Genomic DNA, 23479 nt, shown 5'->3' with positions numbered 1-23479 from the left:
TATGGAAAAAAGATGGTACGTTGTTCATACCTACTCCGGGTATGAGAATAAGGTCAAGGCCAATTTGGAGAAACGCGTTGAGTCCATGGGCATGGAAGACAAGATATTCCGGGTTCTTGTTCCGATGGAAGAAGAGCTGGTAAACAAGGATGGCAAGAAGAAAACTGTCATGCGTAAGGTTTACCCCGGATATGTTCTCGTCGAAATGATTCAGACCGATGATTCCTGGTATGTAGTCCGCAATACGCCGGGCGTGACCGGATTCGTAGGTTCGACAGGTTCCGGGTCCAAACCGACCCCTCTGCTTCCGGAAGAGGTTGAACAAATCTTGAAGCACATGGGCATGGTTGAGCCTAAAGCGAAGATCGATTTCGAAATCAAGGAATCCGTACGCATTATGGTTGGTCCCTTTGCGAATTTTGTGGGCTCCGTGGAAGAAATTTTGGCTGACAAGAGCAAGATCAAGGTTCATGTCAACATGTTTGGACGGGAAACCCCGCTGGAGTTGGATTTCACTCAAGTGGAGAAAATATAACAGTATCTGAGGGTTTCTTGTGGGAGGACGCACCTATGCGTTCGAATACCACTACTTTTGCAAGGAGGTGTCACTCATGGCTAAAAAAGTTATTAAAATGGTGAAACTGCAGATTCCTGCAGGGAAAGCGAACCCAGCCCCTCCAGTAGGTCCGGCGCTCGGTCAAGCAGGTGTCAACATCATGGCATTCTGTAAGGAATTCAATGCTCGTACTGCCGACCAGGCTGGTCTGATCATCCCGGTTGAAATCACAGTATTTGAAGACCGTTCCTTTACCTTCATCACCAAAACTCCTCCGGCTGCCGTTCTGCTCCGCATTGCTGCGAAAGTAGAAAAGGGATCCGGTGAACCAAACAAGAAGAAAGTTGCCAAGCTGAACCGTGCCGCTGTGCGCGAAATCGCTGAGCAAAAAATGCCTGACCTGAATGCTGCCAGCGTAGAAGCTGCTATGCGTATGGTTGAAGGTACTGCCCGCAGTATGGGCATCACAATCGAAGACTAATTGTCTCGGTTGCACTGGTCTTTGATAAAGACCGCAATATGTGGGAGGAACTTCCGCTATCACCACAAAGGAGGAACAATTTCATGGCTAAACATGGTAAGAAATACCTGGAATCTGCCAAGCTGATTGACAGCGCGGCGATTTACGAGCCTGCCGAAGCTGTAGAGCTGGTTAAGAAGGCGGCAACTGCCAAATTCGACGAAACCGTTGAAGTTGCAGTTCGTCTGGGCGTAGACCCTCGTAAACAAGACCAAGCCGTTCGTGGCGTTGTTGTCCTGCCGCATGGCACAGGCAAAACAAAACGCGTGCTTGTATTTGCAAAAGGTGACAAAGCGAAGGAAGCAGAAGCTGCCGGCGCCGATTATGTTGGCGATCAGGATATGATCAACAAAATCCAACAGGGCTGGTTTGAATTCGATGTCTGCGTAGCTACACCTGATATGATGAGCGAAGTCGGTAAACTTGGCCGTCTGCTCGGTGGTAAAGGCCTCATGCCTAACCCTAAAGCTGGCACAGTTACTTTCGACGTTACCAAGGCTGTTCAAGAAATCAAAGCCGGTAAAATCGAATACCGTCTCGATAAAGCAGGTCAAATTCACGCGCCTATCGGCAAAGTGTCCTTTGACGCTGAGAAACTGAATGATAACCTTAAATCTCTGATTGACGCATTGAACCGGGCGAAACCGGCTGCTGCTAAGGGCGTATACCTGAAGGGCATTGCGATTTCCTCGACTATGGGACCAAGCGCCCACGTCAATGCTGCTGCTTACAGATAATTAGGGGTTGACTTATATAGTCAACTTTGATATTATGTAACAGTTGTGATTTTAAGATATCTTTCTTAAATTCGAATATGCTTACCGTAGACAGTAGGTGCCTATGGCTTAATTTCCTACCGAGGTGTTGTGATAATATAAGAAGTACCGGCTTCCGTGTGCTTTCCTTTTATCAAGCCTTCGTGATTCTGCGGAGGCTTTTCTAATGCCTGCGTAGGAACGGCGGGTAACCCGAGTTATCTGTCGCAACAATTTTCAGGAGGTGTATACCAATGGCAAATGCAAAAGTAATCCAAGCTAAACAGGATGCTGTGAATGTAATCGCCAGCAAACTGCAAAACAGTGCTTCCACTGTAGTCGCTGACTACCGCGGATTGAACGTTGCCCAGGCAACTGAGCTGCGCAAGCAGCTCCGTGAAGCTGGCGTTGACTTTCAAGTTCTGAAGAACTCGCTGGTTCGCCGTGCGACTGCAGCAACTGAATTGACCGATCTGGACGCAGTTCTTACCGGTCCTACTGCTGTAGCATTCAGTGAAACGGATGCTGTCGTAGCAGCCAAGATTCTGAATGACTTCGCCAAGAAGAATGACGCTCTGAAGCTGAAGGGCGGCGTTGTTGAAGGTCGTGTCGTAGACGCTGACCAAGTGAAGGCACTGGCAGAACTTCCTTCCCGCGAAGGTTTGCTCTCCATGCTGCTTAGCGTGCTTCAGGCTCCAATCCGCAACTTCGCGCTTGCGGTTAAAGCAGTCGCTGAGAAAGAAGAACAAAGCGCGTAAGCCTTTCGTTCTGATCTCGTAACAAAGAATTACAACAAAAATTAATTATAAAATGGAGGTTCAACCATGAGTAAAGAAGCAATCTTGGAAGCAATTAAAGGCATGAGCGTACTGGAACTGAACGACCTGGTTAAAGCAATCGAAGAAGAATTCGGCGTAACAGCCGCTGCTCCAGTAGCAGTTGTAGGCGGCGGAGCAGCTGCCGTTGAAGAAGAGCAAACTGAATTCGACGTAATCCTGGCTAGCGCTGGCGCTTCCAAGATCAACGTAATCAAGATCGTTCGCGAAATCACTGGTCTGGGCCTGAAAGAAGCTAAGGACCTGGTAGACAACGCTCCTAAGCCAATCAAAGAAAAAGTAAGCAAGGAAGACGCCGAAGCTACCAAAGCAAAATTGGAAGAAGCAGGCGCATCTGTAGAAGTAAAATAAGTTCTGTAATATGAACTTGATCCGGGTTGCTTAGCTCAACCTGGTCCCGGCAACCCCCTTGAACTTGTTCAAGGGGGTTGCTCTATAACATATGAATGAAAGGGCGGATAGTATGTCGCAGCATTATTACTCCCAGCAGCCGGAAGCGAAGCACGACAGACGCGACTTAACCACAGTGCTGCGGGGCAAAAGTCTTCGCTTTACCAGCGATACGGGCGTATTTTCCAAAGGGGATATCGACTACGGCAGCCGGGTACTGATTGAAATGATGGAAATCCCGCAGGACGCCAAGGTGCTGGATGTAGGCTGCGGCTACGGACCCATCGGAATCAGTGCTGCCTTGCTGGCCACTAAAGGGCATGTGACTATGGTCGATATTAATAGCCGTGCCGTTGAGCTGTCCCGGGAGAACGCCGGCCGCAACGGAGTCGGTAATGTTACAGTAATGGAAAGCGATATGCTCGCTGCGGTACAGGGGCAGGTCTTTGATGTTATTCTGACCAATCCGCCAATCCGGGCCGGGAAAACGGTCGTCCATCAAATCTTCGAGCAGGCGTATGAGCATTTGCGGGAAGGCGGTTCTTTGTGGGTAGTGATCCAGAAGAAGCAGGGGGCACCGTCGGCGGCTGCGAAGCTGGAAAGTCTATTCTCCCAGGTGGAAGAAGTGGGGAAAGACAAGGGTTACCGGATTCTCAGAGCACAGAAATAAAAAAAGTGAGAAATTGTTGACATGCAATACTGATAGTGGTATTATTATAAAATGTCAGTATTAAGATAGGCTCCATGTCTTTAGTTGACTGAAATGTCAAGTTATTTATTGTCGCGCGGCATGCGCATAGCCGATCGGCAAGTGTGTGTCATTATCCTTCTTCGGCGCCTGATTTAGGGCGGTAATCACCGGGAAATGGAGGATGATGCATAAAACGCTGCCTGACGACGTATAATATGTACATTTTGGGCAAATCTACAGGATAAGGGGCATATTGGCCGTGAATAGATGCGCTCTTTTTTCGAAACTCTCGAGGTAAGGGCTTTTCTTTATTTGTGGCTGAACTCGGTTGTTATGGTTCCATTATACGGTTCCAAACAAGGGTTCGCAATCAATTTTTAAGTGAGTAGACATGAGGGGTGAGTAAAGTTGGCAGGACATCTTGTTCAGTATGGTCGACGCACTCGGCGGAGCTATGCAAGAATTAAAGAGGTACTCGAAGTTCCGAACCTGATTGAAATCCAACAAAAATCATACGATTGGTTTTTGGAAGAAGGATTGCGGGAGATGTTTCAGGATATCTCGCCGATCCAGGATTTCACGGGCAATTTGGTGCTGGAGTTCATTGATTACAGCCTGGGTGAACCGAAATATACGGTTGACGACGCCAAAGAGCGGGACGTAACATATGCGGCTCCTCTGCGCGTGAAGGTCCGGCTCATTAACAAGGAGACCGGAGAAGTCAAAGAGCAGGAAGTGTTCATGGGAGATTTCCCGCTGATGACGGAGACCGGCACATTCATTATCAATGGTGCGGAACGGGTTATTGTCAGCCAGTTGGTTCGCTCTCCAAGCGTCTATTTCAGCACAAAAGTCGATAAAAACGGCAAAAAAACCTACACCGCCACAGTGATTCCGAACCGCGGTGCATGGCTGGAGCTCGAAACCGATGCCAAGGATATCATGTATGTCCGCATCGACCGTACCCGGAAGATTCCGGTGACCGTGCTGCTGCGTGCACTGGGCTTCGGCAGTGATGCCGAAATTCTGGATCTGCTTGGTAATGATGAATATATTCGCAATACGCTGGATAAAGACAATACGGATTCCACGGAGAAGGCGCTGATTGAAATTTACGAGCGTCTGCGTCCGGGCGAACCGCCGACACTTGATAATGCCAAGAGCCTTTTGGTGGCCCGTTTCTTCGATCCAAAGCGCTATGATCTGGCCAATGTCGGCCGCTACAAAATTAACAAAAAACTGCACATCAAGAACCGACTGTTCAATCAACGCCTGGCCCAGCCGCTGGTGGATGAAACCACAGGTGAAATTCTGGCCGAAACCGGGCAAATGGTTGACCGCAGACTGCTTGATCAGTTGATTCCTTACTTTGAAAAGCAAGTGGCTGCCAAGACCTACCGTGTAACCGGCGGGGTACTGGACAGTGAGGATATCCCGCTGCAGACGATTGACGTGTACTCGCCGATTGAAGAAGGCCGCGTGGTGAAACTGATTGCCAACGGCAATATCGACAAATCGGTCAAGCATATTACCCAGGCTGATATTATCTCCTCGATCAGCTACTTTATTAATCTGCTGCACGGTATCGGCAACACCGATGACATTGACCACTTGGGCAACCGCCGTCTACGCTCTGTGGGTGAACTGCTGCAGAACCAGTTCCGTATCGGCTTGTCCCGTATGGAACGCGTGGTTCGTGAGAGAATGTCGATTCAGGATGCCAATGCCATTACACCGCAGGCTCTGATTAACATCCGGCCGGTGATCGCTTCGATCAAAGAGTTCTTTGGCAGTTCGCAGCTGTCCCAGTTTATGGACCAGACGAATCCGCTTGCCGAGCTTACGCATAAGCGCCGTCTGTCCGCCCTCGGACCTGGCGGTCTGACCCGTGAACGCGCGGGCTTTGAAGTGCGTGACGTCCATCACAGCCACTACGGCCGTATGTGTCCGATTGAGACCCCGGAAGGTCCGAATATCGGTCTGATTAACTCCCTGTCCACCTTCGCCCGCATCAATGAGTATGGCTTCATTGAAGCTCCGTACCGTTGGGTGGATCCGAATACCGGCAAGGTTACGGAACATATCGACTATCTGACCGCCGATGAAGAAGATAACTATGTTGTTGCCCAGGCAAATGCGCTTGTCGGAGAAGACGGTGCGTTCCTGGAAGAACAGGTTATCGTCCGTTACAACAAGGATTCCGACAACATTACAACGATGCCGAGCAGCCGTGTGGATTACATGGACGTATCCCCGAAACAGGTCGTGTCCGTCGCTACGGCGCTGATTCCGTTCTTGGAGAATGACGACTCCAACCGTGCGCTGATGGGATCGAACATGCAACGTCAGGCTGTGCCGCTCCTCGTGCCTAAAGCACCGCTCGTCGGAACGGGTATGGAGCATAAATCCGCGAAGGATTCCGGTGTATGTATTGTTTCTAAATATGACGGTATCATCGAACGCTCCTCGGCCAACGAAATTTGGCTGCGCCGGGTAGAGAATGTCGACGGCAAAGAAGTCAAAGGCGATATCGTTAAATATAAATTACACAAATTTATGCGCTCGAACCAGGGTACCTGTATTAATCAGCGCCCGCTGGCCAAACGCGGCGATATTGTGAAGAAGGGTGACATCCTGGCAGACGGTCCTTCCACGGAAATGGGCGAACTCGCCCTGGGCCGCAACGTGGTTGTTGCGTTTATGACGTGGGAAGGCTACAACTACGAGGATGCGATCCTGCTGAGCGAGAAGCTGGTGAAGGAAGATGTATACACCTCGATTCATATCGAGGAATACGAATCCGAAGCCCGCGACACCAAGCTGGGACCGGAAGAAATTACACGCGATATTCCGAATGTCGGCGAAGAAGCGCTGCGCAATCTGGATGAACGCGGTATTATCCGCATCGGTGCGGAAATCAATGCCGGTGATATTCTGGTCGGCAAAGTAACGCCTAAGGGTGTAACTGAGCTGACTGCGGAAGAGCGCCTGCTGCACGCAATCTTCGGTGAGAAGGCGCGGGAAGTGCGCGATACTTCGCTGCGCGTGCCTCACGGCTCTGACGGAATCATTGTTGACGTTAAGGTGTTCACGCGTGAGAACGGCGACGAGCTGCCTCCGGGTGTAAACCAGCTGGTGCGCGTCTATATCGCTCAGAAACGTAAGATTTCCGAAGGTGATAAGATGGCCGGACGCCATGGTAACAAGGGTGTCGTTGCCCGTATCCTTCCGGAAGAAGATATGCCGTTCCTGCCGGACGGCACTCCGGTGCAGGTTGTACTCAACCCGCTGGGCGTACCTTCCCGTATGAACATCGGCCAGGTGTTGGAGGTTCATATCGGTATGGCGGCCTTGCAGCTCGGTATCCATGTCGCCACTCCGGTATTTGACGGAGCGCGCGAGCACGATGTATTCGATACGATGGAAGAAGCCGGTATGCAGCGCAACGGTAAGACCATTCTTTATGATGGACGGACAGGCGAACGCTTCGAACGCGAAGTCACCGTTGGCGTCATGCACATGATCAAACTGGCACACATGGTTGACGATAAGATTCATGCCCGTTCCACAGGTCCTTACTCTCTCGTTACGCAACAGCCGCTCGGCGGTAAAGCCCAGTTCGGCGGACAGCGCTTCGGGGAAATGGAAGTGTGGGCGCTGGAAGCCTACGGCGCCGCTTATACACTGCAGGAAATTCTGACCGTGAAGTCCGATGACGTGGTTGGCCGTGTGAAGACCTACGAGTCGATCGTCAAAGGCGAGAATGTTCCTGAACCGGGTGTTCCGGAATCGTTCAAGGTCCTCATCAAGGAACTGCAGTCGCTCGGTATGGATGTCAAGATCCTGAGCGGCGACGAGCAGGAAATTGAAATGAAGGAATTGGATGACGAAGACGAGACCTCGGGCGACAAGCTGAGCCTCAACCTTGAGGGAGCGGAAGTCGGAATCGACTAATTGGCAGACAGACACAATTTCATTGTATAAAGAACCGTGCCCTCTTTTGATCTGACCATCAATAGAGGGCTATGGTACTAAATCAGGATATAGGTTAAGGAGGGTTGCTCCTTGTTGGACGTTAACAATTTTGAGTTTATGAAAATCGGTCTTGCTTCTCCGGAAAAGATTCGTTCTTGGTCCCGCGGAGAAGTCAAAAAACCGGAAACCATCAACTACCGTACTTTGAAACCCGAAAAGGAAGGCCTCTTCTGCGAACGCATCTTCGGGCCGCAAAAAGACTGGGAATGTCATTGCGGCAAATATAAACGCGTCCGTTACAAAGGCGTAGTCTGCGACCGCTGCGGCGTTGAAGTTACACGCGCTAAAGTGCGCCGTGAACGGATGGGTCACATCGAGCTTGCAGCTCCGGTATCGCATATCTGGTATTTCAAAGGTATTCCAAGCCGGATGGGTCTGGCACTGGACATGTCCCCAAGATCGCTGGAAGAGATCATCTACTTCGCATCGTATGTTGTAACTGATCCAGGCGAAACTCCGCTGGAAAAGAAACAACTGCTGTCCGAGAAGGAGTACCGCAGCTACCGTGAGAAATACGGCTACGGCTTCCAGGCAGGAATGGGTGCCGAAGCGGTGAAAAAGCTGCTTCAAGACATCGACATCGACAAAGAGCTGGAATTCCTCAAAGAAGAGCTGCGCACGGCTCAAGGCCAACGCCGCAACCGGGCAATCAAACGCCTGGAAGTCATCGAAGCCTTCCGCAACTCCGGCAACAGACCGGACTGGATGATCATGGATGTGCTTCCGGTAATTCCGCCGGAGCTCCGTCCGATGGTTCAGCTCGACGGCGGCCGTTTTGCTACGTCCGACCTTAATGACCTGTACCGCCGGGTAATCAACCGTAATAACCGCCTCAAGAGACTGCTGGATCTTGGCGCTCCCGATATTATCGTGCAGAACGAGAAGCGCATGTTGCAGGAAGCTGTAGACGCCCTGATCGACAACGGCCGCCGCGGCCGTCCGGTAACGGGCCCCGGCAACCGTCCGCTCAAATCCCTCAGCCATATGCTGAAAGGTAAACAAGGCCGTTTCCGTCAGAACTTGCTCGGTAAACGTGTTGACTACTCCGGACGTTCCGTTATCGTTGTAGGACCTTATCTGAAGATGTACCAATGCGGCCTGCCGAAGAAAATGGCGCTGGAGCTCTTCAAACCGTTCGTTATGAAAGAACTGGTGAACAAGGGTCTTGCCCATAACATCAAGAGTGCCAAACGCAAGGTTGAACGTGTCAGCCCTGAAGTTTGGGATGTGCTCGAAGAGGTTATCAAGGAGCATCCGGTTCTTCTTAACCGTGCCCCTACGCTTCACCGTCTCGGGATTCAGGCGTTCGAGCCGATTCTCGTAGAAGGTCATGCGATCCGTCTGCATCCGCTCGTATGTACGGCTTATAACGCCGACTTTGACGGTGACCAGATGGCCGTTCACGTTCCGCTGTCGGCAGAAGCTCAAGCGGAAGCCCGTCTCCTGATGCTGGCATCCGGCAACATCCTGAACCCTAAGGACGGCAAGCCGGTTGTTACTCCTTCGCAGGATATGGTTCTTGGTACGTACTACCTGACCATGGACAACAAGGAAGAGAAGGGCACAGGTATGATTATCCGCAACGTCAACGAAGCGGTGTCTGCCTACCAGCGCGGAACAGCAGGTCTGCATGCGCGTGTGGCTATTCCGGTTAAAGCACTGGGCAAAACCAGCTTCACCGAAGAGCAGCAGAATGCCATGCTGATTACTACCATCGGTAAGATCATCTTCAATGAGATCTATCCGAGCAGTTTCCCGTATATCAACGAAGCTACCAAAGCCAACCTGCTGCAAGGCACGCCGGAGAAGTACTTCATCTATGAGAAGGGCGCGGATATCCGCGAACGGATCATGGCTGCCGCTGACGCCAGCGCTGTAGGCAAGGAATATCTGGGCCTGATCATTGCCCGCTGCTTCGAAATCTATCATACAACACAGACATCGATGATTCTCGACAGAATCAAACAGCTCGGCTTTACGTACTCCACGCGTTCCGGGGTTACCGTTGCCGTGGCTGACGTTGTCGTGCCGGAAGAAAAGGTTGAACTGCTGAAGGAATCCGAAGCCAAGGTCAACGTGGTTGCCAACCAGTACCGCCGCGGTCTGATTACCAACGATGAACGCTATGACCGCGTCATCGAAATCTGGTCGAAGACCAAGGACGATCTGACCAACGTCCTCCTCAAATCGATGGACCGCTTCAATTCCATCATGCTGATGGTTGACTCCAAGGCGCGCGGTAACAAATCGCAGATCACCCAGCTCGGCGGCATGCGCGGTCTGATGGCGACGCCATCCGGCCGAATCTTCGAGTTGCCGATCAAAGCAAGCTTCCGTGAAGGTCTGACCGTCCTCGAGTACTTCATCTCGACGCACGGTGCGCGTAAAGGCCTGGCCGATACCGCGCTTCGTACCGCGGACTCCGGTTACCTGACGCGCCGTCTCGTTGACGTAGCCCAGGATGTAATCGTCCGTGAGGAAGATTGCGGTACCGATAAAGGCTTCACTGTCAGCCGTATCCAGGACGGCAAGGAAGTTATCGAGGATCTCTACGACCGTATCGAAGGCCGTTACTCCTTCGAGACTGTCCGCCATCCGGAGACGAAAGAGATTATCGTTCACCGCAATGATCTGATTGATTCCGACAAAGCGGAAGAAATCGTCAATGCAGGTGTTACCAAATTGCAGATCCGCTCTGTACTGAGCTGCCGTGCCCGTCACGGGGTCTGCAAGAAGTGCTATGGCCGCAACCTGGCTACCGGCAAATTCGTTGAAATCGGCGAAGCTGTAGGTATCATTGCTGCCCAGTCCATCGGAGAACCGGGAACCCAGCTTACCATGCGTACCTTCCATACCGGCGGTGTTGCCGGTGATGACATCACGCAAGGTCTGCCGCGTATCCAGGAATTGTTCGAAGCCCGTAACCCTAAAGGCCAGGCTACGATCAGTGAAATCGACGGGGTGATTAAGGAAATCCGTGAAACCAAGGACCGCCGTGAAATCGAGGTTCAAGGGGAAGCGGAATCCAAGGTGTACGGTATTTCCTACGGTTCCCGCCTGCGTGTAACCGAAGGCCAGGAGATTGAAGCCGGCGACGAATTGACTGACGGCTCCATTGACCCTAAGGAAATGCTGCGTATTAAGGGTATCCGCGGAGTACAGAACTACATTCTGCAGGAAGTACAGCGCGTATACCGTAACCAGGGCGTAGAAATCAACGATAAGCACGTTGAAGTTATGATCAAGCAAATGCTGCGCAAGATCCGTATTATCGACGCCGGTGATACGAACCTGCTGCCGGGTTCATTTGCGGATATTCATGAATATGAAGCTGCGAACAAAGAAGCCATCCTCTCCGGCAAGGAGCCTGCAGTGGCCAAACCGGTCCTGCTGGGTATCACGAAGGCTTCCCTGGAGACTGATTCCTTCTTGTCTGCTGCATCCTTCCAGGAAACCACTCGCGTCCTGACCGACGCCGCCATCAAGGGCAAAGTGGATAAACTGATGGGTCTGAAAGAAAATGTCATTATCGGCAAGCTGATTCCTGCCGGCACCGGTATGAACCGCTACCGCAGTGTCAAGCTGAGCGATCCGAACGAGGAAAGCGAGCAGGAATCGCTGGAAACCGTTTCGGCTGAATAAAAAAAGACAGATAGCAGCCGTCCCGCTTCAGAGACTGCAAGAGGTCCTGGGGCGGGGCGCCGCTATGTTTTTGAAGAAAAGTTTGATTAGTTTCTTGACATCGGGATTTGATAATGCTAATATGTCTAAGGTGCGTGAGTAGCCTTGTTATTCTTATTCATTGGAGGCAATGGATATTATGACTGATGATAGAGGACTGCAAGATGCTCAGGTCAAGATCGGCACTAAGCAAACCGTCAAGGCGGTTGAATTAGGCCAAGCCGCAGAAGTCTATGTGGCAAAGGACGGAGATCCACGGCTTACTTCGAAGATTGTGTTGCTGTGCAGCAAGCAAGGCGTAAAGGTCAACTATGTAGACACTATGCTGGACTTGGGCAGAGCCTGCGGAATAGAAGTTGGCGCTGCGATGGCAGCCGTCTTAAAACAATAGCGACAGGAACGTTTTTGTACCGGGGGTTGTCCCGGCAGCAAAAACTTTTCATTTGTCTTTTTATGAACCACCTGGGTCTGTGGACTTAAAGTTCGTAAATGGATGATTATTTCAGGAAGGGGGTGGCACTACAATGCCAACTATTAATCAACTGGTTCGTAAAGGCCGTCAAGCCAAAATCGATAAGTCCAAATCTCCTGCTCTTCAAAAGGGATTCAACGCCCTGAAGCGTGAGGCTACTGACATCAGCGCCCCGCAAAAACGCGGTGTGTGCACTCGTGTAGGCACAATGACTCCGAAGAAACCAAACTCTGCACTTCGTAAATACGCCCGTGTGCGTTTGACGAATAAGATCGAGGTTACTGCTTACATTCCAGGGATCGGACACAACCTGCAAGAGCACAGCGTGGTTCTGATCCGCGGCGGACGCGTTAAGGACCTTCCAGGGGTTCGTTACCATATCGTTCGCGGCGCTCTGGATACTGCAGGCGTGAACAACCGGATGCAAGCTCGCTCCAAATACGGCGCGAAACGTCCTAAGGTGAAGAAATAAGCAACAAACATTATGAGAACCATTCATTCAAGAAAGGGGGATATCCATGCCACGCAAAGGTCCAGTGACTAAGAGAGACGTACTGCCGGATCCGGTTTATAATAGCAAGTTGGTTACTCGTTTGATCAACCGCATTATGCTGGATGGCAAGAGAGGTGTCGCTCAAAGCATTCTGTACAATTCGTTCAAACTGATTCAAGAGCGTACGGGTAAAGATCCGATGGAAGTTTTCGAAGCAGCCATCAAGAATATCATGCCGGTATTGGAAGTTAAAGCTCGTCGTGTCGGCGGTGCCAACTACCAAGTACCAATCGAGGTTAAGCCAGAGAGACGTACTGCTCTCGGATTACGTTGGCTCGTGAACTACTCCCGCAACCGCGGCGAGAAGACCATGGAAGAGCGTTTGGCGGCTGAGATTATCGATGCTTCCAACAACACAGGCGCTTCCGTTAAAAAACGCGAAGACACGCACAAGATGGCTGAAGCCAACAAGGCGTTCGCACACTACCGCTGGTAGGATTAAGCTGTTTCAACTAACTTATATTTTGAAGGGAGACCCAATTCATGGCAAGAGAGTTCTCCTTAAAAAATACACGTAATATCGGGATCATGGCGCATATTGATGCTGGTAAGACTACTACCACAGAACGTATTCTGTTCTACACAGGCCGTACGCACAAAATCGGTGAAGTTCACGAAGGTGCTGCGACAATGGACTGGATGGAGCAGGAGCAGGAGCGCGGAATCACGATTACGTCCGCTGCGACTACGGCTTCGTGGAAGGGCCACCGCATCAATATCATTGATACCCCTGGACACGTTGACTTCACAGTTGAAGTTGAACGTTCCCTGCGTGTATTGGATGGGGCAGTAGGCGTATTCAGTGCGAAAGAGGGCGTGGAGCCTCAGTCTGAAACTGTATGGAGACAGGCTGACCGTTACGGCGTTCCACGTATCGCTTACGTTAACAAGATGGATATCATCGGTGCCGACTTCCTTAACGTTGTTAAGGATATGCGTGATCGTCTCCAAGCCAACTCGGTTGCTATTCAGCTTCCGATCGGTGCAGAGAATGATTTCGTAGGCATCATCGACCTGGTTGAACAGAAAGCTCATATGTTCAAAGACGATCTGGGTCAAAACATTGAGGTTACAGAGGTTCCTGCGGAATATCTGGAACAAGTCGAAGAGCTGCGTCTTGAGCTGATCGAGAAAGTAGCGGAACTCGACGAGGACCTCACTATGAAGTACCTGGAAGGCGAAGAGATTACAGTTGACGAGATTAAGGCTGCACTGCGCAAGGGCGTATGTGACGTTAAAATCTTCCCTGTAATCTGCGGCTCTTCCTACCGCAACAAAGGGGTTCAGCTGATGCTGGACGCTGTCGTTGATTATCTGCCATCTCCACTGGACGTACCGGCGATTCAAGGTCACCTTGAAGACGGTACTGAAGCGGTTCGTCATTCTTCGGATGAAGAGCCATTCTCCGCGCTGGCATTCAAAATCATGACTGACCCTTATGTTGGTAAGCTCACGTTCTTCCGTGTATACTCCGGTATCCTGGAATCCGGTTCTTATGTAGTCAACGCTACTAAGGGCAAACGTGAACGTATCGGCCGTATCCTGCAGATGCATGCAAACAGCCGTCAAGAAATCTCCATCGTATACGCTGGTGATATCGCAGCCGCTGTTGGTCTGAAGGACACAAGCACTGGTGATACTCTTTGCGACGAGAAACATCCGGTTATCCTGGAATCGATGAACTTCCCTGATCCGGTTATCGAAATCGCGGTTGAACCAAAAACCAAAGCCGACCAAGATAAGATGGGCGTTGCTCTCGGCAAGCTGACCGAAGAAGATCCTACACTTCGTGCACATACCGATGAAGAAACAGGCCAAACGATCCTGGCTGGTATGGGTGAGCTTCACCTCGACATTATCATCGACCGTATGCGCCGTGAATTCAAGGTAGAAACCAACGTGGGTAAACCACAGGTAGCTTACCGTGAAACATTCAGAGCCCCTGCACGCGTCGAAGGTAAATTCGTTCGCCAATCCGGCGGCCGTGGTCAATACGGTCACGTATGGGTTGAATTCGAGCCACTCGAAGCAGGTACTGGCAGCCAGTTCGAAAGTAAAGTTGTCGGTGGTTCTGTACCAAGAGAATACATCGCTCCTGCACTGGCCGGTATCGAAGAGCAAATGAAGAACGGCGTACTCGCGGGCTTCCCGCTGGTAGACGTTAAGGCAACCATCGTTGATGGTTCCTACCATGACGTTGACTCCAACGAAATGGCGTTCAAAATTGCCGGCTCGATGGCACTCAAAGCAGCTAAAGACAAGTGTAAGCCTGTCCTGCTTGAGCCAATCATGAAAGTGGAAGTAACTGTTCCTGAGGAATATATGGGCGATGTTATGGGTATGCTGAACTCCCGTCGTGGTAGAATCGAAGGTATGGATTCCCGTGGCGGTGCGCAGATTATCCGTGCCAAAGTGCCTCTTTCCGAAATGTTCGGATATTCCACAACTCTGCGTTCCGGTACGCAAGGACGCGGCGTATTCTCGATGGAGCTTTCGCACTACGAAGAAGTGCCTAAGACAATCGCAGAAGAAATCGTAGCCAAGCATAAAGGCGCTGAATAATAACGTTTCACTCGCTGCCCGGCGCCTCCACTCAGTCAACTCAGAATTAGAGCCGGCGCGGCTTCTAAAATAAAGAAACCCCATTATAAGGAGGAACTGTTCAAATGGCAAAGGCAAAGTTTGAACGTAATAAACCGCACGTTAACATCGGTACTATCGGTCACGTCGACCATGGTAAAACGACTCTGACTGCTGCAATCACAACTGTACTGTCCAAGAAATACGGCGGTGCTGCTGTAGCATTCGACCAAATCGACAAAGCTCCAGAAGAACGCGAACGCGGTATTACTATCTCCACCGCACACGTTGAATATGAAACTCCAGCTCGTCACTACGCACACGTAGACTGCCCTGGACACGCCGACTATGTTAAAAACATGATCACCGGCGCTGCCCAAATGGACGGAGCGATCCTGGTTGTATCCGCAGCTGACGGCCCAATGCCACAGACTCGCGAGCACATCCTGCTGTCCCGTCAGGTAGGCGTTCCTTACATCGTCGTATTCCTGAACAAATGCGACATGGTTGAAGACGAAGAGCTCCTGGAACTGGTTGAAATGGAAGTTCGCGACCTGCTGAACGAATACGAATTCCCAGGCGACGACACTCCAATCGTTCGCGGTTCCGCTCGTGAAGCGCTGCAGAACCCAGACGGCGAATGGGCTAACAAGATTGTCGAAATGTTCGAAACTATCGACACTTACATCCCACTGCCAGAACGTGACACTGACAAGCCTTTCCTGATGCCAGTCGAAGACGTATTCTCCATCACTGGCCGCGGTACCGTGGCAACTGGCCGTGTAGAACGCGGAACAGTTAAAGTTGGCGAAGAAGTCGAAATCGTTGGTATCCACGAAGACAAGAAGAAATCCGTCGTTACGGGCGTTGAAATGTTCCGTAAATTGCTGGATTCCGCTCAAGCTGGCGACAACATCGGCGCCCTGCTGCGCGGTGTAGACCGTAACCAGATCGAACGCGGTCAAGTTCTTGCAAAGCCGAACTCCGTTAACCCACACACTGAGTTCACTGCACAGATCTACGTTCTGACTAAAGAAGAAGGTGGCCGTCATAAGCCTTTCTTCACTGGATACCGTCCACAGTTCTACTTCCGTACAACTGACGTAACTGGTATCATCAACCTGCCAGAAGGTACTGAAATGGTTATGCCTGGTGACAACATCACCGTAACTGTTCAACTGATCTCGCCAATCGCGATCGAAGAAGGAACTAAGTTCTCCATTCGTGAAGGTGGCCGTACAGTTGGCGCCGGTACTGTAGCATCCATCCAAAAATAATACGGCTCTATCCGCGAGGATAGCTCCATATTAATAGGACAAGGCCCCTTCGATCGAAGGGGCCTTGTTGTTGTTTTACTACATAGTTCGCTTTACACTTCCCGGGCATACTCTGGACTCGGAATCTTGGCGAGCACCACGTATAAGCTTGCAGGCTCTTCACCGCTGTTGCGGTAAGAAAATCTTTCGTCTCCTGCCACGTGAATAACTTCTCCTTCGCTGAAGGCTTCCTCTGCATCATTCACTTGAATCGTCCCGTTTCCCTTGAGGCAAAGAATATATACATCCGATCCAGGATGCTGATGTGCCGGCAGCTCTTGTCCGGGAACCAGGTTCAGGACAAAGGCCACACTGTCCCCTTTTTGGAATAGGATCTTCTTCGTAAGACGCTCTTCCCGGTATTCCACAGCTTCTTGAACTGTTTTCTTGTCCATAATATTAATCGCTCCTCTAATAGTATTTGAAATTATAATTTTACCTCGTACTCACAATGCTCATGGCCCGCCGCATTACATTTGATCTCTCTGACCGTAACACGGTGGCCTCTAATTTTGGTGAGCGCCCCTTCGAGAATGGCTCCCTCCAGATCACAGATCATTTTCTCCTCTTCCAAGGTCGGCAGACCTTTACAGAAACAGTCCTCCACAGCAATATTCAGCTTATGCTCATCCGCATAAATAATCCGCGGGATTCCAATTTTCAGCTCTTCAAACAGCTGCAGCAGTTCTTCAAGCGAGGTGATCGGCAGACTTTCGCCGATTTTTCGGCCAATTGTCAAGGTAGTGCCTTTGCCGCCCAGCGGCAATGCCTGCTGCAGACCAATCAAACGGATCGTCCGGAACCATTCCAGCGGGACAGTGTCTCCAAGAACGGGGCGGTTCATTTTTTTCATATCGGCAAAATTGTAGTTCATCATTGCAGTTCCAGCTCCTTATTACTCTGTATAACCCTATTGTGAGGGAGCGGAGGTGTGGAATCCTTGATGTGCATCAAGTTTTCGCAAAATAAGTGAGAGCAATCACTGGGAGGAAAGCGATTTGCTGATAAGTTAAAATTAAATTATTTATATAAGGGAGGAGAGCGGATGGTCTGCACAACATGCAATTCTCATTCATGTGTCCGTGGAGTACCGTTATTCCGGTTGCTGAATGACCGGAACATGGCTGCAGTGGAGCAAATGGTGGATTCTGTTCATGTTGAAAAAGGGAGCTTTGTCGTTAGGGAAGGGGAACTCTCGGACTCCTTATTTATAGTGAAGAGCGGATTGGTCAAGCTTACCCAGAGCACACCCGAGGGGAAACAGCATTTAGTGCGCTTATTGTTCCCCGGGGACTACTTCGGTCAATATTCCCTGCTTCATCATCAGGCCAGTGATGTTTCTGCAGAAGTGGTGAAGAGCGGATTAATATGCCAATTGCACAGAGAGGATTTCTTGCCGCTTCTGCGGGAGAATGCGGAGCTGTCGTTTCACTTTTTGCTTGCGTTAAGTAAACAATTGCATGACGCGGAAGAACAAGCGGGAGTGCTGCAGATGCTGGATGTAGAAAAGCGTTTAGCCAGGCTGCTGCTTCATTTGTATGAAAAAGAAACAGCGCAACCGCCTGTTCCGGAAATCCGGCTTCCTTCTGCCAAGAAAGAAGTAGCCGCCATGATCGGCACTACTGCAGAAACGTTCAGCCGCAAGCTAAGCAAATTTGCCGACTTAAAACTCATCGCTGTACACCAAAGACGCATTGAGTTAAAGGATATAGAGGCACTGCAGCAAATGGCGGAGACGGAGTGCGGAAGGGGATAACTAAGGGAAGTCCTTTCACCTGGTACAAAAGACCTAATTAGCTAGAATATTCAGTATGTTTTACGTTTAAATTCGACAAATAGAGACGAAAATCCTATGTTTTCTAACAAATTTCAACAAAATTTTAATTAAAATTCTTTACTTTCTGCTAGTCCCTAAGGTAGAATGTGTGTAGATTGCGATGTTATTTTTTAGGAATTCAGGGAGAGTGGAAGTATGGGTAAATGTCCTTTTTCAATCATGCATGGTTTAGTATCTCGAAATGCCCATCAGGAACCTCCCGCCGTTCACACAACGGACAGCAAGAAGCTTGTACCCATCACCACGCCGTCTTTTCATTCCTTGGAGGGGCATGAAGAGCTAAACGAACAGATGCGAATGATCGAACTGACCGAAGAAGACTTGGCTTTACTAAGAAGGCTGAAACCGGGCGTTGAGCAGGAGATCGACTACATTACAGACCAGTTTTACAATACCGTACTGGGTGTAGACAAGCTGGAAGCAATTATTCTCGAACACAGCAGCATTGAACGGTTGAAAAAGACGCTGAAGCAGCATATTATCGAAATCTTTGATGGCGACATCAATGAGAGCTATATCGCCAAACGGCTGAATATCGCCAAAATACACAAGCGCGTGGGGCTGGAGCCGAAATGGTATTTGTCCGCTTTTCAGAACCTGCAAAATGTATTTATAACGGCGATTTATAAAGAGAGCCTGCAAGAGCATGAGCGTCTCCGCGTTGTGCAGACTATTACCAAACTGTTAAACCTGGAGCAGCAGCTTGTACTTGAAGCGTATGAGAAAGAGAATATCCGCGAGAAAGAAGAGCAATATCTGATCGTCAAAAATGAGCTGAAGCAAAAAATCGCCGAATTCAGCGGTGAATTGATTGATCTCAGCATGGATACCAATGCCGCTGTGGAGCAACTGGTGGCGAGCAGCAATGAGGTGAATGATACCTTCCAGCGCACGGCCCTTTCGGCCAAAGAGTCGCAGGGTATTGCCCGCAGCGGTCATCAATACCTGGACGGCCTTTCCGATCAAATCGGACTGATTTATGAAAGTACCAATGAGATGGAACGTTCGGTCACTGAACTCAGCCAATCCTCACGGCAAATTCAGAAGATCGTGTCAGCTGTTCAGGAAATTGCCGACCAGACCAAGATCCTCTCGCTGAATGCCACCATTGAAGCAGCCAGAGCGGGTGAGCACGGCAGAGGTTTCAGCGTAGTGGCCCAAGAAGTCAACCGCCTGGCGGAAGACACTAAGAATACCGTATTCCGCATCGGTGAACTGACCCGCAAGTCAGGCACACTGACGGATCAAGTCGTTGGGGAGATCCGCAAAGTACAGGAGCTGACCCGCAGCGGCAAAATACAATCTGACGAGACCAGCCGCATGTTCACTGACATTGTAAGTGCCCTGCAGAGCAGTACGCAGGAAATTGTATTTGTTGAGGAAGAGATCAAGGCGCTGATCCAGACGATTGAGGGGATCGGCGGTACCACCGCTCAAACAGCGGCCTCAGCCGAGTACTTCCGAACAGCGACGGAGAACCTGTAATAAACGTTCTTATAATAATAGAAGGAACACGATGCTGATAAATGATGCTGAGGATAGCGGCAAGTAAGCTTTTTGAAAAAAAATGCATTGTTTTTGTAATTTCTCTTGCAAAGTATTCGCCTATTCTATATAATAATGAATGTTGTTCTGAGACGTTGCGATGAAGCGAGAGGTTACTGACACACCCGGCCCCTTTGCCATGAGGTCGATGTTAGAAAATTTTCGCTGAGTATGTCCGATAATAAATTGGGCGATAGAAGGAGGGACTAAAATGGCAAAGCAAAAAATTCGTATCCGCTTGAAAGCATACGACCACAGAATTCTTGATCAATCCGCAGAGAAAATTGTTGAAACAGCAAAACGTTCCGGTGCAGGCGTATCCGGGCCGATCCCGCTGCCAACCGAGAAGCAAGTGATTACTATTCTCCGCGCGGTACACAAGTACAAGGATTCCCGTGAACAGTTTGAAATGCGGACTCACAAGCGTTTGATCGACATCGTGAATCCGACACCACAAACTGTGGATGCCTTGATGCGCTTGGACCTGCCGTCCGGTGTAGATATCGAAATCAAACTGTAATTTCAAATCTTAAGCAACTAGGAAAAGAAAAGAGGTGTCAACATGAAAGGTATCTTGGGAAAAAAACTCGGTATGACTCAAGTGTTCACTCCGGAAGGTAACGTAGTAGCTGTTACTGTTATCGAAGCTGGTCCTTGCGTGGTACTGCAAAAGAAAGACCTGAATACAGACGGATACGAAGCGGTTCAGCTCGGTTTCTCCGACAAGAAAGTAAGCCGCTCCAATAAGCCTGAAGAAGGTCACGCCAAAAAGGCAAATGCAACACCTAAGCGCTACGTTCGCGAAATTCGCGGTGTTGACCTCGGGTCCCTCGAGGTTGGACAAGAGCTGAAGGCTGACATTTTCGCAGAAGGCGAATTTGTTGACGTAACCGGCACAACCAAGGGTAAAGGCTTCCAAGGCGTAATCAAGCGTTGGGGACAAAGCCGCGGACCAATGGCTCACGGTTCCCGTTATCACAGAAGACCGGGTTCCATGGGTTCCATCCAAGCTAACCGTGTTCCTAAGGGCAAACACCTGCCAGGACATATGGGTCATACGACTGTAACGGTTCAAAAGCTGGAAATCATCCGCGTGGACGTAGAACGCAACGTGCTGCTCGTTAAAGGCGCAATTCCGGGCCCTAAGAACAGCTTCGTGAAAGTGAAACAAACCGTTAAGAAATAACTAATACAGAAAGGAGGAACATGAAATGCCAAAAGTAACACTTTTCAATATCAGCGGCAACGAAGTGGGCGAAGTTGAACTGAGCGAAACAGTATTCGGTGTTGAACCGAACGTGCATGTAATGCATGAAGCTGTATTGCTGCAGAGAGCATCCCTGCGCCGCGGTACTCACAAAGTTAAAGGACGTTCTGAAGTTCGTGGCGGCGGACGTAAGCCTTGGAAACAAAAAGGTACAGGTCGCGCTCGTCAAGGCTCCATCCGTTCTCCGCAATGGAAAGGCGGCGGCGTAGTCTTCGGACCAACACCACGCAGCTATTCCTGGAAACTGCCTAAGAAAGTTCGCCGTCTGGCCATCAAGTCCGCATTGTCCTCGAAAGTGCTCGAGCAAGACATTATCGTACTTGACAGCCTGACACTGAATGCTCCGAAGACTAAAGACTTTGTAGCGATTCTGAACAATCTGAAGGTTGGCAGCAAGGCTCTTGTTGTAGCTCCTGCTTACGACGATAACGTTGCTCTTTCCGCCCGTAACATCCCTGGAGTGAAATTTGTAGCAGCCGACGGCATCAATGTTCTTGATGTGCTGACGCACGACAAACTGATCATCACCAAGGAAGCAGTACAGAAGGTAGAGGAGGTGTTCGCGTAATGAAAGATCCTCGTGATATTATCAAACGTCCGGTGATTACGGAACGCACATCCGACTATATGAGCGAAATGAAATACGCTTTTGAAGTGGACATTCGTGCCAACAAAACCGAAATCAAGCAAGCCGTTGAGGCTATCTTTAAAGTGAAAGTAGTTAGTGTGAACACTATGCGCGTACCTGGCAAGCTGAAACGCTACGGCAGATACTCCGGATACACTCCAGAGTGGAAGAAAGCCATCGTGAAGCTCAGCCCGGACAGCAAGCCGCTGGAATTCTTTGAAGCGGTAGAATAATACTCTTGAAGTAAGGAGGGAACTCAAGTGCCAATCAAAAAGTACAAACCGACCTCTCCGGCAAGACGCGCAATGTCCGTGTCTACGTTTGAAGAAATTACAACAAACCAGCCAGAGAAATCGTTGCTTGCACCGCTGAGCAAAAATGCCGGCCGCAACAACCAGGGTAAAATTACGGTTCGTCACCATGGCGGCGGACACAAACGTAAATACCGTATTATCGACTTCAAACGGACGAAAGACGGCATACCAGGAACCGTTGCTACGATCGAGTATGACCCGAACCGTACGTCCAACATCGCTTTGATCCACTATGCTGACGGGGAGAAACGTTATATCATCGCTCCTAAAGGCCTTAAAGTTGGGGATAAAGTGGAATCCGGTCCTAGTGCCGATATCAAGATCGGCAACAGCCTTCCTCTGGAAAACATTCCGGTAGGTACAGTTATCCACAACATCGAGCTGAAACCAGGCAAAGGCGGACAATTGGTACGCGCTGCCGGCACAGAAGCTCAGCTTCTTGGTAAAGAAGAAAAATATGTTTCCGTTCGTCTGACTTCCGGTGAAGTACGCAGAATCCTGAGCGTATGCCGTGCAACTATCGGATCCGTAGGTAACGGAGACCATGAATTGGTTAAGATCGGTAAAGCCGGTCGCAGCCGCTGGCTGGGCCAACGTCCTGAAGTTCGCGGGGTAGTAATGAACCCTAACGATCACCCTCACGGTGGTGGTGAAGGCCGCGCTCCAATCGGACGGAAATCTCCTATGTCGCCATGGGGCAAACCAACCCTCGGCTACAAGACTCGTAAGAAAAACAAGGCATCTGATAAATATATCGTTCGCCGCCGCACGAAATAAGACGCTTCTAGCAGTTTAGAATAGCGCGAAGCGTCGTTTCGCGGTTTGAAAGAACCGGAATGAAGGGAGGATTTACACATGGGTCGCAGTTTAAAGAAGGGGCCATTCATTGATGGCTACCTGCTGAAAAAAGTTGAGGAACTGAACGCGGCAGACAAGAAAGTCGTAGTTAAAACCTGGTCCCGTCGCTCGACGATTTTCCCTCAGTTTATCGGACATACGTTTGGTGTATATGACGGCCGCAAACACGTGCCTGTATACGTAACGGAAGATATGGTAGGTCACAAGTTGGGCGAGTTCGCGCCAACACGTACTTACAAAGGCCATGCGAATGACGATAAGAAAACAAGAAGATAATTAACAGGTCTTCGTCTGAGAGGAGGGTAAACACATGGAAGCAAAAGCGCATGCAAGATCGGTGCGGATTTCCGCTCGTAAAGCGAAACTGGTTGTTGACTTGATTCGCGGCAAGCAGGTTGGTGAAGCCATCTCCATCCTTCGCCACACTCCGAAATCCGCTTCTCCGGTAGTTGAAAAGCTGCTCAACTCGGCCATTGCCAACGCTGAGCACAACTACTCCATGGACGTGAACAATTTGTTCATTAGCGAAATTTTCGTTAACCAAGGTCCAACAATGAAACGTTTCCGCCCGCGCGCGATGGGTCGCGCCAGCCGGATCAATAAACGCACGAGCCACATTACTCTGGTGGTATCCGAGAAATAAGG

24 protein-coding genes and 1 other annotated feature are annotated in these 23479 nt (G+C 50.1%); of the genes, 22 read left to right on the top strand and 2 right to left on the bottom strand.

The window, feature by feature from the left end; genetic code table 11:
- Position 1 precedes the first annotated feature (1 nt).
- The 13 genes from nusG to tuf all read left to right on the top strand — a co-directional run bounded on the left by nusG (position 2) and on the right by tuf (position 16346).
- On the top strand, positions 2 to 535 hold the full coding sequence (nusG, locus tag F1381_RS26705) for a transcription termination/antitermination protein NusG (protein ID WP_150275522.1): 534 nt from the start codon (positions 2 to 4) through the stop codon (positions 533 to 535).
- 76 nt (positions 536 to 611) lie between these two features.
- A complete protein-coding gene (gene rplK, locus F1381_RS26700) occupies positions 612 to 1037 on the top strand; it encodes a 50S ribosomal protein L11 (RefSeq protein ID WP_025691673.1) in 426 nt (141 codons plus the stop codon).
- An 83-nt stretch (positions 1038 to 1120) separates the two neighbouring features.
- Positions 1121 to 1813, top strand: coding sequence for a 50S ribosomal protein L1 (gene rplA, locus F1381_RS26695; RefSeq protein WP_151737855.1), 693 nt, complete (start codon positions 1121 to 1123; stop codon positions 1811 to 1813).
- A 66-nt stretch (positions 1814 to 1879) separates the two neighbouring features.
- Positions 1880 to 2026, top strand: a sequence feature (ribosomal protein L10 leader region).
- 59 nt (positions 2027 to 2085) lie between these two features.
- Entirely contained in the window at positions 2086 to 2589 is a 504-nt protein-coding gene (rplJ, locus tag F1381_RS26690) for a 50S ribosomal protein L10 (RefSeq protein WP_151737854.1), read from the top strand.
- Between the two features lie 66 nt (positions 2590 to 2655).
- A complete protein-coding gene (gene rplL / locus F1381_RS26685) occupies positions 2656 to 3018 on the top strand; it encodes a 50S ribosomal protein L7/L12 (protein ID WP_151737853.1) in 363 nt (120 codons plus the stop codon).
- 112 nt (positions 3019 to 3130) lie between these two features.
- Positions 3131 to 3727, top strand: coding sequence for a class I SAM-dependent methyltransferase (locus tag F1381_RS26680; protein WP_151737878.1), 597 nt, complete (start codon positions 3131 to 3133; stop codon positions 3725 to 3727).
- 429 nt (positions 3728 to 4156) lie between these two features.
- Entirely contained in the window at positions 4157 to 7702 is a 3546-nt protein-coding gene (rpoB, locus tag F1381_RS26675) for a DNA-directed RNA polymerase subunit beta (protein ID WP_151737852.1), read from the top strand.
- Between the two features lie 111 nt (positions 7703 to 7813).
- Positions 7814 to 11425, top strand: a complete 3612-nt coding sequence (rpoC, locus tag F1381_RS26670; RefSeq protein WP_151737851.1) for a DNA-directed RNA polymerase subunit beta' — start codon at positions 7814 to 7816, stop codon at positions 11423 to 11425.
- 178 nt (positions 11426 to 11603) lie between these two features.
- The gene (locus F1381_RS26665; RefSeq protein ID WP_151737877.1) at positions 11604 to 11855 is read left to right on the top strand and encodes a ribosomal L7Ae/L30e/S12e/Gadd45 family protein; all 252 of its coding nucleotides are present in this window, start codon (positions 11604 to 11606) and stop codon (positions 11853 to 11855) included.
- A gap of 133 nt (positions 11856 to 11988) precedes the next feature.
- A complete protein-coding gene (gene rpsL, locus F1381_RS26660; RefSeq protein WP_151737850.1) occupies positions 11989 to 12408 on the top strand; it encodes a 30S ribosomal protein S12 in 420 nt (139 codons plus the stop codon).
- A 46-nt stretch (positions 12409 to 12454) separates the two neighbouring features.
- Positions 12455 to 12925, top strand: coding sequence for a 30S ribosomal protein S7 (gene rpsG / locus F1381_RS26655; protein ID WP_127606534.1), 471 nt, complete (start codon positions 12455 to 12457; stop codon positions 12923 to 12925).
- A 47-nt stretch (positions 12926 to 12972) separates the two neighbouring features.
- A complete protein-coding gene (fusA, locus tag F1381_RS26650) occupies positions 12973 to 15051 on the top strand; it encodes an elongation factor G (RefSeq protein ID WP_151737849.1) in 2079 nt (692 codons plus the stop codon).
- 104 nt (positions 15052 to 15155) lie between these two features.
- The gene (gene tuf, locus F1381_RS26645; protein WP_151737848.1) at positions 15156 to 16346 is read left to right on the top strand and encodes an elongation factor Tu; all 1191 of its coding nucleotides are present in this window, start codon (positions 15156 to 15158) and stop codon (positions 16344 to 16346) included.
- A gap of 92 nt (positions 16347 to 16438) precedes the next feature.
- On the opposite strand, the gene F1381_RS26640 is transcribed toward tuf, so the two are convergent.
- Both F1381_RS26640 and F1381_RS26635 read right to left on the bottom strand, forming a co-directional pair.
- Complete coding sequence (locus F1381_RS26640) at positions 16439 to 16780, bottom strand: cupin domain-containing protein (protein ID WP_151737847.1); 342 nt, start codon at positions 16778 to 16780, stop codon at positions 16439 to 16441.
- A 32-nt stretch (positions 16781 to 16812) separates the two neighbouring features.
- Positions 16813 to 17262: a V4R domain-containing protein gene (locus F1381_RS26635; RefSeq protein WP_151737846.1), complete on the bottom strand. Its 450-nt coding sequence runs from the start codon at positions 17260 to 17262 to the stop codon at positions 16813 to 16815.
- A gap of 243 nt (positions 17263 to 17505) precedes the next feature.
- On the opposite strand from F1381_RS26635, the gene F1381_RS26630 reads away from it, so the two are divergent.
- From F1381_RS26630 to rplV, 9 genes are all read left to right on the top strand, one after another.
- Complete coding sequence (locus F1381_RS26630) at positions 17506 to 18141, top strand: Crp/Fnr family transcriptional regulator (RefSeq protein WP_187355586.1); 636 nt, start codon at positions 17506 to 17508, stop codon at positions 18139 to 18141.
- Between the two features lie 240 nt (positions 18142 to 18381).
- On the top strand, positions 18382 to 19707 hold the full coding sequence (locus F1381_RS26625; protein WP_187355585.1) for a globin-coupled sensor protein: 1326 nt from the start codon (positions 18382 to 18384) through the stop codon (positions 19705 to 19707).
- A gap of 271 nt (positions 19708 to 19978) precedes the next feature.
- Positions 19979 to 20287, top strand: a complete 309-nt coding sequence (gene rpsJ, locus F1381_RS26620) for a 30S ribosomal protein S10 (protein ID WP_006676490.1) — start codon at positions 19979 to 19981, stop codon at positions 20285 to 20287.
- 42 nt (positions 20288 to 20329) lie between these two features.
- Positions 20330 to 20953, top strand: coding sequence for a 50S ribosomal protein L3 (gene rplC, locus F1381_RS26615; RefSeq protein WP_151737843.1), 624 nt, complete (start codon positions 20330 to 20332; stop codon positions 20951 to 20953).
- Between the two features lie 25 nt (positions 20954 to 20978).
- Complete coding sequence (gene rplD, locus F1381_RS26610) at positions 20979 to 21602, top strand: 50S ribosomal protein L4 (RefSeq protein ID WP_151737842.1); 624 nt, start codon at positions 20979 to 20981, stop codon at positions 21600 to 21602.
- Positions 21602 to 21895, top strand: coding sequence for a 50S ribosomal protein L23 (gene rplW, locus F1381_RS26605; RefSeq protein WP_151737841.1), 294 nt, complete (start codon positions 21602 to 21604; stop codon positions 21893 to 21895). The genes rplD and rplW overlap by 1 nt, the downstream gene beginning before the upstream one ends.
- A 27-nt stretch (positions 21896 to 21922) precedes the next feature.
- Entirely contained in the window at positions 21923 to 22753 is an 831-nt protein-coding gene (rplB, locus tag F1381_RS26600) for a 50S ribosomal protein L2 (RefSeq protein ID WP_151737840.1), read from the top strand.
- 78 nt (positions 22754 to 22831) lie between these two features.
- The gene (gene rpsS / locus F1381_RS26595; protein ID WP_151737839.1) at positions 22832 to 23110 is read left to right on the top strand and encodes a 30S ribosomal protein S19; all 279 of its coding nucleotides are present in this window, start codon (positions 22832 to 22834) and stop codon (positions 23108 to 23110) included.
- A 34-nt stretch (positions 23111 to 23144) separates the two neighbouring features.
- The gene (gene rplV / locus F1381_RS26590) at positions 23145 to 23477 is read left to right on the top strand and encodes a 50S ribosomal protein L22 (RefSeq protein ID WP_151737838.1); all 333 of its coding nucleotides are present in this window, start codon (positions 23145 to 23147) and stop codon (positions 23475 to 23477) included.
- The last annotated feature ends 2 nt before the right edge of the window (positions 23478 to 23479 follow it).

Source organism: Paenibacillus tengchongensis, from assembly GCF_008973665.1.
GTDB classification, from domain to species: Bacteria; Bacillota; Bacilli; order Paenibacillales; family Paenibacillaceae; genus Paenibacillus_AQ; species Paenibacillus_AQ tengchongensis.
This window is presented reverse-complemented; position numbering and strand designations above follow the sequence as displayed.